The organism is Arthrobacter sp. NPDC058097 (assembly GCF_042884885.1).
Lineage (GTDB): Bacteria > Actinomycetota > Actinomycetes > Actinomycetales > Micrococcaceae > Arthrobacter.
In genome coordinates this window covers 1-14,775 of sequence record NZ_JBHVSZ010000027.1, presented here as the reverse complement: position 1 = coordinate 14,775, position 14,775 = coordinate 1, and the positions used below count along the sequence as shown (strand labels likewise).

The window sequence follows — 14,775 nt, the reverse complement described above, 5'->3', positions numbered from 1 at the left end:
TCCAGGCCATTTGAAAGGGGGTCGGTCGCTATCTTTCCGCTTCAGCGGCGGCGACTCGAAGAACATTACACGGCCCCGAACCCAACCGCAAATCGAGCACTGACGAACCCAAACCACCACCACCCAGGCACGACCGCAAGGCACTCGGCCGCCCTGAAGGGCCACCGGACGGGTCATCGGATGCAGCCAGCGGGACACCGCACGTACTGGCCGGTAGGCCCTACTCGGGACATGGGTCTGCGCGTTACCCGCTCAACTAGACAGAACAGTCTGTCTCGCATAAGTTTCAGGTAGATCGACGGCCCCTATGGGCGGAGATCCGTTTATCGCTGAAGCAGAAACGGCGGATCAATGTACACGTCCTTAGAGGAGCCCAAAATGGACGCCACCAAGTTTGAACAATTCATCGCCGAGGCGCTGACCACAGAACGGGAAACCGACACGGTTCTCGGCCCGGACGAACTTTACGGCCTTTACACCAGCTGGTGCCTGATTCATAAGTTGCAGCCGGCGGCCCCCGACTCCCTCTTTGCAGCACTCAGGGAGCGCGGCATCGATCCGGAGAACTGCGAGCTGGCCATGACCGGGCCGGCAGCCGCCGACTACATCCTGGCGAGCGCCCCCAGCCTTATCTAGGCCGAACCACAGAAAGAGCCGATGCAAATCGGCTCTTTCTGTGTACCCAAGACGCACACTGCCGTCTCAACGCTTCAACGCACTCATATCGCCGGCCTCTGGGGCCCGGCGGGAAAATTAAGGTACCCAATGGCCGTACAACCCGGCATTGCAGAAGGCACAGTCCTCGGCGGAAGGTACCGGGTGGTGGAACAGATCGGTTCCGGCGCCATGGCGAACGTCTACCGCGCCGTCGACATATCCCTCGAGCGCGAAGTGGCGCTCAAGGTCATCAACAGAAGCGACACCGCTCCTCAGCCCGCGCGGGACGACGACGCCGAAGTCAAGGTCCTCGCCGCCCTGAACCACCACAGCCTCATCACGCTCCTCGACGCCGGCGTCGACCGCGAAGAGCCCGGCCGCACCCGCATCTATCTGGTGATGGAGCTCGTGGAAGGCCCGGATCTCAAGCGCCGACTTGCCGAAGGCCCGCTCTCTTCCCGGCACACGGCCGAGATCGGCTACGACGTGGCGGACGCCCTCGCCTATATCCACGAAAGCGGCGTGGTTCACCGGGACGTCAAGCCCGGCAACATCCTGGTCTTCGACTACCAGCATGACACCGCCCGTATGCACGCCAAGCTCACGGATTTCGGCATCGCCTTGATGGCTGATGCGCCGGACCTGCACGACGGCGGATTCCTTGGCACCGCTGGCTACCTCAGCCCGGAGCAGGCGAAGGCCGAACCAATCGGGCCGCCCAGCGATGTCTACTCTCTGGGACTGGTGCTGCTCGAGAGCCTGACCGGGCAGCAGGCCTTCCCGGGTGATCCGCTGCAGAGCGCACTCGCGCGCCTCATGGACGATCCCCATATCCCTGACGGCGTCGAGCCGGAGTGGCGCCTGCTCCTGGCCGCCATGACGGCACGCAATCCGGAGGACAGGCCGTCGACCACCGAGGTGAGCCAGGCCCTGTATGAGCTGTCCTTGAGCAGCCGCGGAAAGCACAGGGTAGATGCCACCCTCATTCCAGCCGACGAGGAAGCGCGGATGGAGGCCGTGCACCGCTACGGCATCCTTGACACTCCCCCGGACGGCGCTTTCGACAGGATCACCGCGCTGGCCGCCAGGCTCTTCTCGGTACCGGCGGCCATCGTGTCGATCGTGGATCATGACCGGATCTGGTTCAAGTCCCGCCACGGCGTGGACGTGGAGCAGATCAGCAGGGACCCGGGCCTGTGCGCGTCGGCGATACTGCAGGACGAACTGTGGGTGGTGGAGAACGCGCCCGAGGACCCGAGGACCCTGCTCAATCCGTTGGTCGCCGGCGAGTTCGGGCTGAAGTTCTACGCCGGGGCTCCCCTGAAGACCAAAGACGGCTACAACCTGGGCACCCTGTGCATCCTGGACTTCAAGCCGCGCGCCATGACCCCCGAGGACAACGCCAACCTGCGGGACCTGGCCGCCATGGTCATGACCGACCTTGAGCTAAGGCTCGAGGCGGCCGCCGGGCTACCCTGCATTACCCCCGGTCCCGCCGTCGTCAGCTAAAAGAAGGCGCCGTCAAACAATGCCAATAACGACGCCGGAACGGGCGTATGTCAGGACATGCCCCTCACGTGGGGGTACCTCAAGCTTTTCCTAGGCTGCTGCCGCCACCATGGGTGCTGTCTGTAAGCGCAATTGGGGGCGACATGGACCTGTGTTCGGCATATGTACCCGGTCTCCAATACACAGGAGGTCGGCAATGGCAGTCTTGGACATCCACATCAACGACGGGTTCGTTGCGATGGTGGACGGCTCGCTGGTTTACCACCGGGGCTTCGGGGACCGCCGCTCCGCGGTCAACGATCCGAAGCCGGCACTGGCGCTAAGCCCAAGGGTCATCACCGCAAACGGACGCGTGGTGGCCAGCAGGACGTATCCGCTGGGCGCGCCGGTGCCGCCGCGCGGGAGGCCGCAGCCGCTGCGGCCGGACCCGGCAGTCACCCGGCAGTTTCTTGCCCGGCGGGGCTACTGGGCCAGCTTCTTTCCGCCCCGGACCCTAATCGCCGAGACGGGCAGCACCATCCAGGTCATGGTGCACAACAACCTCGCGCAGCCGCACGAGATGCGGTTCCACCGTGCCGGACCTGGCGGTGCGGACATCGGCTCCGGTCCGGTGGCGCCCGGCAAGTCAAAGCTCCTGCAGTTTCCTGCGCCGCTGCCGGGGACCTACGTGTACACCGACCCCGGCAACCAGCCAGTGGAACGGACGCTGGGCCTGTACGGCGCCCTCGTGGTGATCGACCCCCGCAACGCGTGGCGGCTGGCCCCGGGTGCGGCTGAGTTCGAACGCCAGTGGCTGTGGCTGTGCCACGACGTGGACTCCAACTGGGCCCGGATTGCCTCGCGGGGGCAGACGGTCGATCCGCTCGCCACTCCCCCGGTGCCGAACTATTTCACGCTCAACGGCTTTGCCGGCATCCAGTCACTGGCCGTCACCACGGACCCGGCGTTCAACGACCGGCGGCACGAGGACACGCTTCCCTCGGGCCATCCACGCGAGACGGACGTGCGCAACTTCAGCGCGTCGCCCAGCGCAGGGGCTATCCGCACAGGTCACCTCATGCGGATGGTCAACGCGGGCATCGTGGACCACCAGCTCCACTACCACGGCAACCACGTGTGGACCGTCCGGGCGAACGGCATCGACTTTCCGAGGTCCAACGGCCGGGTCTCGCCGCAGGGCGATGTGCAGCTCCAGCAGTGGGAGGACACCATCCAGCTGCAGCCCCTGGAACGCAAGGAGGCTGTGATCCCAGTCAGGCGGCCGCCGGAGGTGGTCGACCAGGTATGGAACGCGCGGACCGAGGACTGGACGTACCCGATGCACTGCCATGCTGAGCCGTCGCAGACGGCGCGCGGCGGGCTGTACCCGGGCGGACTGGTGGCGGACTGGGTGCTGGCCGCCCAACCTGTCCCCGAACAGGGCACGCCGCCCACGGCCGAGGACTCACACCACACCTACCGGAGCCAGGTGGAGTTCTCGTCCGACCAGCCCCATGAGGGCAGCCCGGAAACGGAGTTCCCGCTGAAACCTGACGTCTCGCTGGAGATGGATTTCTTCAACCGGAAGTTCGATTTCCCTGACGGTTCCGAGCATGAGATGTGGAGCTTCGAGAGCAACGGTTTCGGCCGGCAATTCCCCGGGACCACGGTCCGGATGCTGGAGGGCCAACTGTTCCATGCCACCATCAAACCCAGCAAGAGAGTCCACACGATCCACTGGCACGGCATCGAACCCGATCCGCGGAACGACGGCGTGGGCCACACCTCCTTCGAGGTCACGGGGCACTACACGTACCAGTGGAGGCCGGATCTTGCTGAACGGGGCAACCCCAACCGTGGCTCGGCGGGAACGTACTTTTATCACTGCCACGTGAACACCCCGCTGCATGTCCAGATGGGCATGTTCGGTGCCATCGTCATCGATCCTCCACCCAATCCGGCCATGCCCGCGCCGGCCGGGACGCGCCGTCATACGTTCGAAGGCCCGCTGTATGACATCGCCACGGAAACCCTGATCGCGCCGTACTCCATCGATCCACGGTGGCACGACATGAACCACGCCGCGGGGCTGAACGGTGAGGATGCGGGGCTGAACCGCTTCGAGCCAAGGCATTTTTTCCTCCTGGGCGGCAACATCCCCGGCCGGCCCAGGGGCGACGACAAGGTCTGGGCGGTCTCCCAGATGCGGGCCAACGTGGTCCGGAACGGCAAGCATCCGACGCTCGTGCGGTTCGTCAACGTGGACTACTTCCCCACGCTGACCACGATCACCGACGCAGCGGGCAGGCCGGCCAGAATCGCCGAACTGGTGGCCCACGACGGCCGGGCGTTCTGGACCACCCCCAGCCCCACCGGCCCGGCAGTGCAGCCGTCGATCGCGGGCCAGCCGCTGCTGACCAGCATCATCAAGTCCGGCGCCGCAGAGAAATTCGACTTCCTGCTGCACCCGCCCACTCCCGGAAAGTACACCATCAGCGTCCAGTTCCTGCACTGGATCACGTCGAAGGTCCTCGCCACAAAGACGGTAACGGTCACCGCGGCTTGAGCGGTCCAACGGACCGCTCGTTAAAGCTCGACGGCGGGAGGGCGACAGCGTCGCCGCCCACCCGTCGTCGGGGTCACTTGGGTTCCTGTCCAGGCTGCTGCGCTGAAAGAGCTACCCGCCGACGTGGTGGATGGTGAAGGCGGCGAGGAAGCCCACTGCGGCCACAAGGCCGGTGAGGTTGTGGTGCTCCTCGAAGGCCTCGGGGATCATCGTGTCCGCGAGCATGGCGAGGATGCCGCCGGCGGCGACGGCGGTGATGAAGGCGACCGTGCTGTCCGGTGCGGTCTCGAGTGCCGTGTAGCCGACCAGGGATGCGAGCCCGCACAGCAGCGCGATGCCGCCCCAGACGCCGAAGACGTACTTCGGGCCGCGGCCGGCTTTCTTCATGCCCGCCGTGCTGGAGAGGCCCTCCGGGACGTTTGAGATGAAAACGGCCGCGAGCATCGCCGGGCTCACGGTGCCTGCCGTGACAAGGCCAAGGCCGAGGACCACCGATTCCGGGATGCCGTCCAGGAGCGCGCCGACGGCGATGGCGGTCCCGCTGCCCGGCTCGTCCTTTTCGGAGGGCTGCTGGTCCTTGGACCGCTTCCGGTGTTTGGCTCCGGACCGGGCCAGCAGGGCGTTGGCACCGACGTAAACCACCGCGCCGGCGAGGAAACCGAGGACCGTGGGCCAGAGCCCGCCGCCCTGCACGGCCTCGTCCACCAGCTCGAACGCCAGGGCGGAAATGAGGACGCCGGCTCCGAACGCCATGATCGAGGAAACCAGCTTGGCCGGAATGTTCCATTTCCAGGACAGCCCTGAGCCGAGAACCAGCGCCCCGCCGGCAAGAGTTCCCCAAAAGAGCGCCTGGGCCCACATGGGCATGGGTGTCCGCCTTCCCGGCCGCGAGGCCTTGTTGAGCTGAGGGGACGGTGCCCGCCGCTGTTCAGCTGTGCCGTGCCCCCGGTTCATAAGCATTCTTACAGACAGGAAGGATGAAGCGGCGGCGGCAGGCCGGAAGCGCGGCGGTCAGTGCCGCCGGTCAGTTTGCCGGCGGGCCAGTTCCCGGCGGGTCAGCTACCCGGCCGCAGCCGGTGCCAGCCGCGGGTGATGCATGCCCAGATCGCCGCCATGGTTGCCGCGGCGGCTGCGAGCGTCAGCGCAGCGGTGACTGTCTGCCCAGCCGCGAAGAAACGGATGGTGAATCCCGTGAGGTGGGCGAGTCCGACGGCGGCCGCCACCCCCAGCGTGAACAGGACCAGTCCCGCCGCGGTACTGACCCTTCCCGGCTCAGCCCGGCCGGCCCCAGCCCTTCCGGGCTCAGCCCTGCCGGCACCGTCGGCAATCCGGTGAGGACCGGCGTCGGGCGTCACCACGGCGAAATTGGCACCGGGCTCACCAAGTTCGCCCGCCTCGTCAAGCCCCCCAGGTGTCCCGCCGGGATCACTGAATCCGGCGCCGCCGGGCGCTTCGGCCTCCGGGTCGGTGTCGGTGCGGACGCGCCGGCCATGGCGGCGTTTGCCGATCGCCGTCGTCGGCTGTTCCCAGACATCGGCCAGCGTGGTGAACCCGCGCTGGGCGGCGATTGCGGGCACTATCTGGGCGCAGGCCAGGGCGTGGGTCCGCGGCTCGTGCTGCTCAACCGGCGGAAGATCCAGGGCGTCGAGGACGTCGCTGAGGCGGTGCTGCGGCAGGATCAGGTGGTCCTGGGCGAGGTGCAGTGCGCAGTAGAAGTCCTTGGCCGGCAGGTCCAGGTGCTGGTGCTCGGTGGCTTTGCGCATCACGGAGGCGTCATAGGCGGCGTCGAACGCCACGAGCGGGTCCTCGCAGACGAACTGGAGGATGCCTTCGAGGGACATCTCCCAGTCTGCGGCGTTCTGGACATCCTCTTCGGTGATGCCGTGGAGCTCCACGTTGATGGGATCGAAGTCGTCGATGCCGGGCGGCGGCTTGATGAGCCACGACGCCCCGTCCACGATGCGGCCGTCCCGGACCTTCACCAGGCCGACGGCGCACGCCGAGCCGCGGTGGCTGTTGGCCGTTTCGAAATCAATGGCCGTAAAACTGATTCCTGACATCCTTGCCTCCCCAGGGCATGGCACGGGAGGCCGCAAGCGCCTTTGCTTGTGACCTCCCGCACATGACGTCGCTATTCTTGCAGACGGGATGCCGAATTACGTCCTTTGCTGAAAATGTGACGTGCGCCATTTAGCCAATGAAAAGACCGTTGACACCCTGCGCGGCCCGGAGTACCACGGCCTTGGGCGGTCCAATCCCGGGCCGCCCGGCTACGCGACCCGGACCGCTGGCCTCAGGGTGTAAGCCGCAGCCTCGCTTCAAAGGAGAAGTACCATGGCCCTTTCACTCGTCCTCCACCGTGTTGCCGACTACGACGCGTGGCGCAAGGTCTACGATGCCTTCGCCGACGCGCAGAAAGATGGCGGCGTCACCGAGCAGTCCGTCCACCGGATGGCCGATGATCCCGACAACGTCCTGGTCATCCATAAATTCGACACAGTGGAAGCCGCCAGGGCATTCTTCACCAGCACAGAACTGAAGGAGGCAATGCAGCGCGCTGGAGTCCAAGGGGAACCGCGCATCGAGTTCTTCGAGTAGCTCCCTGGTACCGCTGTATTAGGAAAGCCCGACGGCGGGTGGCCGGCAATGTCTGCCGGCCACCCGCCGTCGTGGTTATGCGCGCTCCGCTGGTTGAGCCGGTCGAAACTTATTCGCAGGCGATTCCGTCACCGCCCCGGGTTCGGATCGACGCCCTCCCCGTCGGGCAGTCCGCCGTCGTTCTGGTCCATTGCCGGAGTAGCCGCCAGCGTGACGGGCACGCTTCCGTGCAGGTGGTCTTTGTGGCGCGCTTCCTGGAGGTGCTGTTCCAGCTTCTCTTCAGCGTCCCGGCGGCGCTGGCCAACAGTTCGCATCTGCTGGGTGGTGGGTGCCGAATGCGCATGCAGGTGAGGTCCATGATCCGGAGAGAACTCGCTCATAGTGGAATCGTCCCACCAGACGGGCAGGGTGGCTACCTCCCCTGGAACCCCGCGGCCAAAACCCGGAAATTCCGCCGTTGCTGGCCACACAGCGGCCTGCCATTCTGGGTTCATCCCGCTTCCAGCGAAAGGACGAGACGATGCCGCTCTACCTGTCCAAATTCAGCTACACACCGGAAACGTGGGCAAGGCTGATCAACAACCCTGAGGACCGACGAAAGGCCGCGCAGGCCTACATCGAATCGGTGGGCGGGAAGCTCCACGGATTCTGGTACGCCTTCGGCACCCACGACGGCTACAACCTCTGGGAAGCCCCCGACAACGTCTCCATGGCCGCAGTGGCACTGGCCATCAGCGGAGGCGGTGCGCTGAGCGCATTCGAAACGACGGTGCTTCTGAGCGTTGAGGAATCGATGGAAGCCATGCGTCAGGCCGCAAGGATCAAGTACCAGTCGCCGGGCACCGCTCAGCAACCCGAGGTCACCGTCGACTGAAACTGCGCCGGTTGAGCCTGCCGAGACCTCGAACCTCAGGACCGCGGCGGGCCCGGTCAGCGGCTCAACGCTCCGGATTCAGGTCCTTGCGGAAGATCACCGTGCCGTTGGCGTTGCGCAGGCTGACGGAGAAGACGTCGTCCTCGCCGAGGTCCACGTGGCCGAAGTACTGGCTTTCGCCGCTGCGCGGGGACTCGCCGGCGTAGGCGCCCGCACGGGAGAACACCACCTCCGGGCCGAAGGTGCCGTCCATCTGATTGGGTCCGAAGCTGCCGGCGTTGATGGGCCCGCCGACGAATTCCCAGAAGGGATCGAAGTCCTGGAAGGCGGCGCGCTCAGGCGAGTAGTGGTGGGCGGCGCAGTAGTGCACGTCCGCGGTGAGCCAGACGACGTTTTTAACCCGGTTGCGCTTGAACGCGGAGAGCACCCGTGCAATCTCGAGTTCCTTGCCCAAGGGGGCACCGGCGTCGCGGTTTGAAAGGGATTCCTGCGCGGCAGGGCCGTCCGGGACGATGATGCCGAGCGGGAGGTCCGCGGAGATCACCTTCCACGTTGCCTTGGACTTGCTGACCTCGCGGATGAGCCAGTCGGCCTGTTCCTGGCCGAGGATGTGGGTGAGGTTCGTTTCCTTGCCGGCGGTGTTGGGGTCCTTGAAGGTGCGCATGTCGAGGCAGAAAACGTCCAGCTGCGGGCCGCGGGTGATCTTGCGGTAGATGCGGGCCGGTTCGAAGCCGGTGCTGCCGTCGCTGAGCTGGGCGATGGGCTGGTATTCCTGCCAGGCCTGACGGCCGCGGGCGGCGAGGACGTCCACGCGGCGCTCGGTGTAGCGGGAGTCGGTGAGGATCTGGCCGGGGTACCAGTTGTTGTGGGTCTCGTGGTCGTCCCACTGGGCGATGACCGGGACCTGGGAGTACAGGGCGCGGATGTTCTTGTCCATCATGTTGTAGCGGTGCCGGCCGCGGTATTCCTCGAGGGTTTCGGCCACCTTGGAGACCTCTTCGGTGACGCGGTTGCGCCAGATCTGGCCATCGGGCTCGGTGACCTGGGCGGGGATGGGGCCGTCGGCGTAGATGGTGTCGCCCGAGTGGATGAAGAAGTCCGGCCTGGTGGCGAGCATGGCCGCGTACCCGCGCATGCCGCCGATTTCCTCGTTGATGCCCCAGCCCTGGCCGGCGGTGTCTCCGGTCCAGACGAAGCTCTGGCCGCGCTTGGATCCGTTGCTGCGGGACCAGACGCTGTTGGCATTCGATCCGGGCGCGGTGCTGAATGAGCCGCGGGCGGTCTCGCCTGTGTTGCCGTCCGGGTCCTCGAAGTGCATGGTGAGCGCGAAGCGGGTTCCCGCAGGGAGCTCGCGGGCGGCGATTTTCGACGTGAAGTCGGTGGCGTCGCTGGCAGTGGTTCCGCGGAGCATGCGGCTGAAGGCGCGGCTGCCGCGGAGCGCGGACCCGTCCTCGTCGACCGCCACCAGGTTGGCGACCAGACGGCCCGCCCCCGACGCACGGGACCACAGGACACCCGAGTTGGTGGTGACGTCTCCGGTGGAGATGCCGGACGGGAGGGTCAGGCGGTTGCGGACCAGGGGGACCGCGGACGGCCTGGCGGCGTGGGCGGGGACAACCAGGGAAGGCGCGACGGCGGCGGCACCGGCAGCGGCGATGGCACCCTTAAGGACATTACGGCGGGAGAGAGCAGTCATGAGCCCCATCGTTGACGGACCGGGTTAAGAGCCGGCGACGGCGGGATGAACCGGATGAAGCCCACGGGTGACAACCGGATCGAATTCCTTGACAAATAATGAAATTGTCTTCCCAAGCGAGAGAAGCAGGGTCTAATATCCTGCACCTAGGCATTAATCAAAGAAGATATGCCGAGAGCTGACCCTTACTTTCGGGCAAGGGTAAATGAGCGGGAAATGGATGCATCGCGTCTTTCCTCGCGGCAACTCATTTGCGGCTCCTAATGGGGGAACCGCTTACTATTCATTGCTGAAATACTTAATGCCCTTGCGCAAATTATGCGTCATCGTGTTTGGCATGCACATTTCCCCAACGAAATCTTTGAACGGAGTTTGCCATGAAGAAGCTTCTACTACTGACAGGACTGCTCACCGGCCTCGTGGCGGGCACGGGAGCCGTCACTGCTGCCGCGCCGGAACCCATCGGGACAGTGACCCTGACTCTTCGAGAGTGTGGATACAGAATCGAAGCTGTCGTGACGGGAAAGGCGGGTGTGAACGAACTTGCAAACGGAGCCACAATCTTCACCGCTCCAGGACAGGAAGTGACGCTTACCAACGTCAAGACCGGCGAAAGCGTCACCTTTGGCATTACAGGCGCGAGCCACGTCAACACAGTGTCCGCAAATCGCGTGGAAATAACCGCGACTGGCAGGAATGTACTGACAATTCCGGAAGGGGACAGAAAGGGTGTCTACCTAACAGTTGGTTCCGTCACGTACGTTCTTGACGGAAGAGGAAGGCAAATCAGTCCGTTCGAGGGCACGGGGCAGGTAACGGATATTTGCGCACTGCTCGCTTAAGAATAACTTGTCGTGACGAACGGTGGCTGGCATTTCTGCCAGCCACCCGCCGTCGTACGTGTTCCGAAGAGCAGCTCAGCGTGAAGGCGCGTCCTCCACGAACGCTACCGGCGCTACGGCTTGTTGGTAGAGCTTGAGGGCGTCGGCCACGGCCAGGTTCCCGAAGTTCAGCGATAGCTGCAGGCCCTCAAGCTGGGCGTTGGCACTCTCGGCCGCGCTGACCTTTTCGCCTAAAGCTCGGGAGTTGGCGAAGTTCGTGGCCAGCGCTGCGGCCACCGACAGGATCACCGCGGCCAGGCAGAGGAACCGCCACACCACGGAGTCCTCCTGCAGATTGAAGATGCCCTGGATCGCCTCGGTGAATCCCGTACCTCCAACCGCGGGACCGGCAGTAAGCATGGCGGCCAGGGCGCTGCCCACGATGCTGATGTTGGAAAGTCTGTTCCGGCGCGGCCGCTCGCGTCCCAAGTAAGTGCGGATGGCCTGCTGCTTCTGGTCAATGCGGTCGGACAGCCGTTGCCGGGTATCCGCGGAGTCGTCCATGGTCGAGTACAGCCTTTCTCCCCCCGGTCGACGTTTTGGGTTCAGGATCCCACCGCCCCCATGCCGGGTCCAGACTCGTCTTCCGGTTGCAGAACACAGAGTTCAGACGGCGCCGCAGCAACTGGGGCCACGGCCCGGGCCCGCCCGTTACCGTCGGGGCGGCTCAGCGCGAGGGCACGGCGTCGACGAAGGCTACATGGGAAACGTATTGCTTGTAGAGCATCGCTGCTTCGTCGGTGGCAATGTGGCCGAAACCCAGAGACAGCTGCAGCCCTTCCAGCTGCGCGATAGCTGTCTCGGCTGCGGTGACCTTCTCGGCCAAGGCCTGGGAATTGGCGAAGTTGGTGGCGAGCCCGGCCCCGACGGACAGAATTACTGCTCCCAGGCAAAGGACCCGCCACACCACGGAAGCATCGTCCAGGGAGAACATGCTCTGGACTGATGCCGTGAAGCCGGTGCCCCCGAACGCCGGGCCGGCAGTGAACAGGGCGGCCAGCACACTGCCCGCCACGCTGAATTCGGTGAGCTTGTGGCGTCGCGGCCGTAGCCGTTCCAGGTAGGAGCGCAATGCGGACTGCTTTTCTTCGATGCGGTCGGACAGCCTCTGGCGCGTCTCCGGCGAGTCGTCCATGGCGTATCCCCTCCCTCTCCGGCGGTACTTGTGATCAGCATCCCACCGGCCCCAAATCCGGTCCAGAGTGAAGAGTTCCGTGGAGGCCACGCAGGCAAAGCCCAGCCGGAGCAGGGAGGACCGGGGCGAGACAGGGTTGTCTCCCTGTCCGGTGCAGGCAGGCTTGTGTACGTTAATCCCACGGGACTGCAAGGGCGCAGTCGGCGAGCTGGGCAGCGGACGAGAGGCGACGAGGTTGGCAAAAACGAGCATGGCGAAGACGGCCGGAGCAGCACCCAAACTGGCCATGGCATTGGCCATCGTCCTCGGCACCGGGGACGTCAACAAGGGAGATGCAGGCACGGAACAGATACCCATCCGGCTGCGGGCCTGGGACGGGTCCGAGGCTGGCCCCGAAGGTGCGCCACTGATCGAGTTCACGTCCCGCCGGGCGCTGCGGCGGATCCTCTGGTCGCCCGGGCAACTGGGACTGAGCCGGGCCTATGTGGCCGGCGAGATCACCGCCCATGGCGACATCTTCGCTGCCTTCGCCGCGCTGAGCTCCGCCGGCAAGTTCGCCGAGCCCGGCCCGTTCCGTCCGCTGACGCCCCGGGAAGCGTGGACCCTGTTGAAGACCGGTATCCGGCTCGGCGCGCTCGGCCCCAACCCCGCTCCCCCGCCGGAGGAAGCGAAACTGGAGAAACACGGGCGCCGGCACTCGAAGAAACGGGACGCCGCCGCGATCTCGCACCATTACGACGTCGGCAACGACTTTTACCGGCTGGTCCTCGGCCCGTCGCTGGTCTACTCGTGCGCTGTCTGGTCCGACGCGGACACGGGCCTGGAGGCCGCGCAAGAGGAGAAGCTCGACCTGGTCTGCCGCAAGCTCGGCCTGACTCCTGGCATGCGGGTGCTGGACGTGGGCTGCGGCTGGGGAAGCTTCGCGCTGCATGCGGCCGGGCGGTACGGGGTGAACGTCGTGGGCATCACCCTGTCCATCGAGCAGGCGGAGCTCGCCCGCAAGCGCGTGGCCGAGGCCGGGCTGACGGAACTCGTGGACATCCGCGTCCAGGACTACCGTGATGTGAACGACGGCCCCTACGACGCGATCAGCTCCATCGGCATGTCGGAGCACGTCGGCCGCGAGCAGCTGGGCCGATATGTGTCGCAGCTCCATGGCCTGCTGCGGCCCGGCGGCCGGCTGCTCAACCACGCCATCTCGTGGAACGCCGGACCCACCGAGGACGATCCCGATTCGTTCATCCCGCGCTATGTCTTCCCCGACGGCGAGATGCTCAGCCTGGGCGACATGATCGTGGCGCTGGAGGGCGGCGGCTTCGAGGTGCTCGACGTCGAAGCCCTCCGCCGGCACTATGCGCTGACGCTGCGGGCCTGGGTAAAGAACCTCGAGGAACAGTGGGACGAGGCCGTGCGGCTAACGTCCGCGGGCCGCGCCCGGATCTGGCGGCTGTACATGGCGGCCAGCGCCCTCGGCTTCGAGGGCGGGCTGACCGGTGTGAACCAGGTGGTGCTGCAGAAGGCCGGCGGCGAGGAACCGCCGCTGCGGCTGAGGAACTGGGCCGGCTAAACGCGCCGGGCCTGCCGCCGCGAGATCCCGACAAGCCGGTCAGCGGACCCCGCAGGCTGAACCCGCCGAAACCAGGAAAAACCACATAAGGAGCAAGGACAATGGCTAACATTCTGATGGTCGTCTCGGCCGCCGATTCGCTGACCATGAAGGATGGCAGCCAGCACCCCACCGGATTCTGGGCCGAGGAGCTGGTGGTGGCGCACCGGACCCTGCAGCAGGCCGGGCACAACGTGGACTTCGCCACCCCCGGCGGCGTGAAACCCACCGTGGACAAGCTCAGCCTGCAGCCCGAAACGGTCGGCAGCGAGGAGCGGGCGGAGGACTTCCGCACCTATCTGGACATGATCGACGTCGACCTTTTCGCGCCGCTGGTGCTGGCCGACGTCGACATGTCCGGGTACGACGCCGTCGTCCTGCCGGGCGGCCACGGGCCCATGGCGGACCTCTTCCAGGACAAGGACCTCGGCCGGCTTCTCGTGGAGGCCGACGGCGTCGGCAAGATCATCGCACCGTTCTGCCACGGCCCCGCGGGCCTGCTCAGCGCCACGGCGGACGACGGCGAGTTCGCCTTCACCGGCCGCAAAGTCACCGTGTTCACCAATTCGGAGGAGCTGGGCGGCGGCACCGGAGAGAACACGCCGTGGTTCGTGGAGACGGCGCTCCGGGAGAAGGGCGCCAACGTGGAGACCGGCCCGGACTGGGCCAGCCACGTGGTGCGCGAGGGCAACCTGATCAGCGGCCAGAACCCGCAGTCCAGCGAGGACGTGGCCAAGGAGGTCATCAAGGCCCTCGCCGAGTAGGCATCCGTGGTTTAAGCAGCAACCCGGGGTCAGGTATCGCCGCATTCCGGCATCGGATTGGGCGATATGTGACCCCGCGTTGCAGTGGATCAGCCGGCTGCAGTCCCGATGCCGGGCTGGATGCGAACGAAGTCGACCTTGTTGCCGGGGTTGGTCCGGCTCTTCTGGTGGCGCGAGAAGCCCTTCGCGTCCAGGTGGTTCTGTGCGCGGAACTCGGCGAGGGCTTCGTCGTACGCCTGGTTGAGCCGTTTGCCGAAGACCTCCTCCACCGAGCCGTCGGAAAAGGTCACGGAGACGAGGATGCTCTCCGGGAAATGCCGGTTCATCCGGATGAAGCCTTCAGCATCCTGCTGCAGATTGATCAATGTGTTCCGCCTTCGTGGTTGAGGCTTACAGTCTCCCTTACTTTTAAACACAAGTACGACGGCGGGAGGCCGGCAGATCTGCCGGCCACCCGCCGTCGGACTTAAGAACGGGCCCTAACCCGCGAGCCCGGCCCCGGCGAAGATG

15 protein-coding genes are annotated in these 14,775 nt (G+C 65.6%); 8 read left to right on the top strand and 7 right to left on the bottom strand.

Going from position 1 to position 14,775, the window contains the following annotated elements:
- The first annotated feature begins 378 nt into the window (after nt 1-378).
- From ACFVTE_RS24355 to ACFVTE_RS24345, 3 genes are all read left to right on the top strand, one after another.
- A complete protein-coding gene (locus ACFVTE_RS24355) occupies nt 379-636 on the top strand; it encodes a hypothetical protein (protein ID WP_387105300.1) in 258 nt (85 codons plus the stop codon).
- A gap of 129 nt (nt 637-765) precedes the next feature.
- A complete protein-coding gene (locus tag ACFVTE_RS24350; protein WP_387105299.1) occupies nt 766-2,166 on the top strand; it encodes a GAF domain-containing serine/threonine-protein kinase in 1,401 nt (466 codons plus the stop codon).
- Between the two features lie 196 nt (nt 2,167-2,362).
- Complete coding sequence (locus ACFVTE_RS24345) at nt 2,363-4,711, top strand: multicopper oxidase domain-containing protein (RefSeq protein ID WP_387105297.1); 2,349 nt, start codon at nt 2,363-2,365, stop codon at nt 4,709-4,711.
- Between the two features lie 111 nt (nt 4,712-4,822).
- On the opposite strand, the gene ACFVTE_RS24340 is transcribed toward ACFVTE_RS24345, so the two are convergent.
- Together ACFVTE_RS24340 and ACFVTE_RS24335 are read right to left on the bottom strand one after the other, a co-directional pair.
- Nucleotides 4,823-5,578 (bottom strand): ZIP family metal transporter, encoded by a 756-nt coding sequence (locus ACFVTE_RS24340; protein WP_387105294.1) that lies wholly within the window; start codon nt 5,576-5,578, stop codon nt 4,823-4,825.
- A 188-nt stretch (nt 5,579-5,766) separates the two neighbouring features.
- A complete protein-coding gene (locus ACFVTE_RS24335) occupies nt 5,767-6,771 on the bottom strand; it encodes a hypothetical protein (RefSeq protein WP_387105292.1) in 1,005 nt (334 codons plus the stop codon).
- A gap of 274 nt (nt 6,772-7,045) precedes the next feature.
- Between ACFVTE_RS24335 and ACFVTE_RS24330 the strand changes: the two genes are divergently transcribed.
- Nucleotides 7,046-7,309, top strand: coding sequence for a hypothetical protein (locus tag ACFVTE_RS24330; protein ID WP_387105290.1), 264 nt, complete (start codon nt 7,046-7,048; stop codon nt 7,307-7,309).
- 128 nt (nt 7,310-7,437) lie between these two features.
- On the opposite strand, the gene ACFVTE_RS24325 is transcribed toward ACFVTE_RS24330, so the two are convergent.
- Nucleotides 7,438-7,689, bottom strand: coding sequence for a hypothetical protein (locus tag ACFVTE_RS24325; RefSeq protein WP_387105287.1), 252 nt, complete (start codon nt 7,687-7,689; stop codon nt 7,438-7,440).
- A 140-nt stretch (nt 7,690-7,829) separates the two neighbouring features.
- On the opposite strand from ACFVTE_RS24325, the gene ACFVTE_RS24320 reads away from it, so the two are divergent.
- Nucleotides 7,830-8,183, top strand: coding sequence for a GYD domain-containing protein (locus ACFVTE_RS24320; RefSeq protein ID WP_377950595.1), 354 nt, complete (start codon nt 7,830-7,832; stop codon nt 8,181-8,183).
- Between the two features lie 64 nt (nt 8,184-8,247).
- On the opposite strand, the gene ACFVTE_RS24315 is transcribed toward ACFVTE_RS24320, so the two are convergent.
- The gene (locus tag ACFVTE_RS24315) at nt 8,248-9,888 is read right to left on the bottom strand and encodes an alkaline phosphatase D family protein (protein ID WP_387105284.1); all 1,641 of its coding nucleotides are present in this window, start codon (nt 9,886-9,888) and stop codon (nt 8,248-8,250) included.
- A 368-nt stretch (nt 9,889-10,256) separates the two neighbouring features.
- On the opposite strand from ACFVTE_RS24315, the gene ACFVTE_RS24310 reads away from it, so the two are divergent.
- Nucleotides 10,257-10,721 carry a hypothetical protein gene (locus ACFVTE_RS24310; RefSeq protein WP_387105281.1) on the top strand — a complete coding sequence of 155 codons (465 nt, stop codon included), beginning with the start codon at nt 10,257-10,259 and terminating at the stop codon, nt 10,719-10,721.
- Between the two features lie 75 nt (nt 10,722-10,796).
- On the opposite strand, the gene ACFVTE_RS24305 is transcribed toward ACFVTE_RS24310, so the two are convergent.
- Both ACFVTE_RS24305 and ACFVTE_RS24300 read right to left on the bottom strand, forming a co-directional pair.
- Nucleotides 10,797-11,264: a hypothetical protein gene (locus ACFVTE_RS24305; RefSeq protein ID WP_387105278.1), complete on the bottom strand. Its 468-nt coding sequence runs from the start codon at nt 11,262-11,264 to the stop codon at nt 10,797-10,799.
- Nucleotides 11,265-11,427: 163 nt separating this feature from the next.
- Nucleotides 11,428-11,895, bottom strand: coding sequence for a hypothetical protein (locus tag ACFVTE_RS24300; protein WP_387105275.1), 468 nt, complete (start codon nt 11,893-11,895; stop codon nt 11,428-11,430).
- A 250-nt stretch (nt 11,896-12,145) separates the two neighbouring features.
- Here ACFVTE_RS24300 and ACFVTE_RS24295 point away from each other — a divergent pair, with 250 nt between their 5' ends.
- Nucleotides 12,146-13,462: a class I SAM-dependent methyltransferase gene (locus ACFVTE_RS24295; RefSeq protein WP_387105302.1), complete on the top strand. Its 1,317-nt coding sequence runs from the start codon at nt 12,146-12,148 to the stop codon at nt 13,460-13,462.
- A gap of 101 nt (nt 13,463-13,563) precedes the next feature.
- Nucleotides 13,564-14,265 (top strand): type 1 glutamine amidotransferase domain-containing protein, encoded by a 702-nt coding sequence (locus ACFVTE_RS24290; protein WP_387105272.1) that lies wholly within the window; start codon nt 13,564-13,566, stop codon nt 14,263-14,265.
- A gap of 89 nt (nt 14,266-14,354) precedes the next feature.
- Here ACFVTE_RS24290 and ACFVTE_RS24285 read toward each other — a convergent pair whose 3' ends face one another.
- Entirely contained in the window at nt 14,355-14,630 is a 276-nt protein-coding gene (locus ACFVTE_RS24285) for a hypothetical protein (RefSeq protein WP_387105270.1), read from the bottom strand.
- Nucleotides 14,631-14,775: the final 145 nt, after the last annotated feature.

Excerpts from the sequence above, each read along its gene's own strand:
- ACFVTE_RS24355 (WP_387105300.1), top strand. The coding sequence starts at position 379 with ATGGACGCCACCAAGTTTGAACAATTCATCGCCGAGGCGCTGACCACA.
- ACFVTE_RS24350 (WP_387105299.1), top strand. The coding sequence starts at position 766 with ATGGCCGTACAACCCGGCATTGCAGAAGGCACAGTCCTCGGCGGAAGG.
- ACFVTE_RS24345 (WP_387105297.1), top strand. The coding sequence starts at position 2,363 with ATGGCAGTCTTGGACATCCACATCAACGACGGGTTCGTTGCGATGGTG.
- ACFVTE_RS24340 (WP_387105294.1), bottom strand. The coding sequence starts at position 5,578 with ATGCCCATGTGGGCCCAGGCGCTCTTTTGGGGAACTCTTGCCGGCGGG.
- ACFVTE_RS24335 (WP_387105292.1), bottom strand. The coding sequence starts at position 6,771 with ATGTCAGGAATCAGTTTTACGGCCATTGATTTCGAAACGGCCAACAGC.
- ACFVTE_RS24330 (WP_387105290.1), top strand. The coding sequence starts at position 7,046 with ATGGCCCTTTCACTCGTCCTCCACCGTGTTGCCGACTACGACGCGTGG.
- ACFVTE_RS24325 (WP_387105287.1), bottom strand. The coding sequence starts at position 7,689 with ATGAGCGAGTTCTCTCCGGATCATGGACCTCACCTGCATGCGCATTCG.
- ACFVTE_RS24320 (WP_377950595.1), top strand. The coding sequence starts at position 7,830 with ATGCCGCTCTACCTGTCCAAATTCAGCTACACACCGGAAACGTGGGCA.
- ACFVTE_RS24315 (WP_387105284.1), bottom strand. The coding sequence starts at position 9,888 with ATGGGGCTCATGACTGCTCTCTCCCGCCGTAATGTCCTTAAGGGTGCC.
- ACFVTE_RS24310 (WP_387105281.1), top strand. The coding sequence starts at position 10,257 with ATGAAGAAGCTTCTACTACTGACAGGACTGCTCACCGGCCTCGTGGCG.
- ACFVTE_RS24305 (WP_387105278.1), bottom strand. The coding sequence starts at position 11,264 with ATGGACGACTCCGCGGATACCCGGCAACGGCTGTCCGACCGCATTGAC.
- ACFVTE_RS24300 (WP_387105275.1), bottom strand. The coding sequence starts at position 11,895 with ATGGACGACTCGCCGGAGACGCGCCAGAGGCTGTCCGACCGCATCGAA.
- ACFVTE_RS24295 (WP_387105302.1), top strand. The coding sequence starts at position 12,146 with ATGGCGAAGACGGCCGGAGCAGCACCCAAACTGGCCATGGCATTGGCC.
- ACFVTE_RS24290 (WP_387105272.1), top strand. The coding sequence starts at position 13,564 with ATGGCTAACATTCTGATGGTCGTCTCGGCCGCCGATTCGCTGACCATG.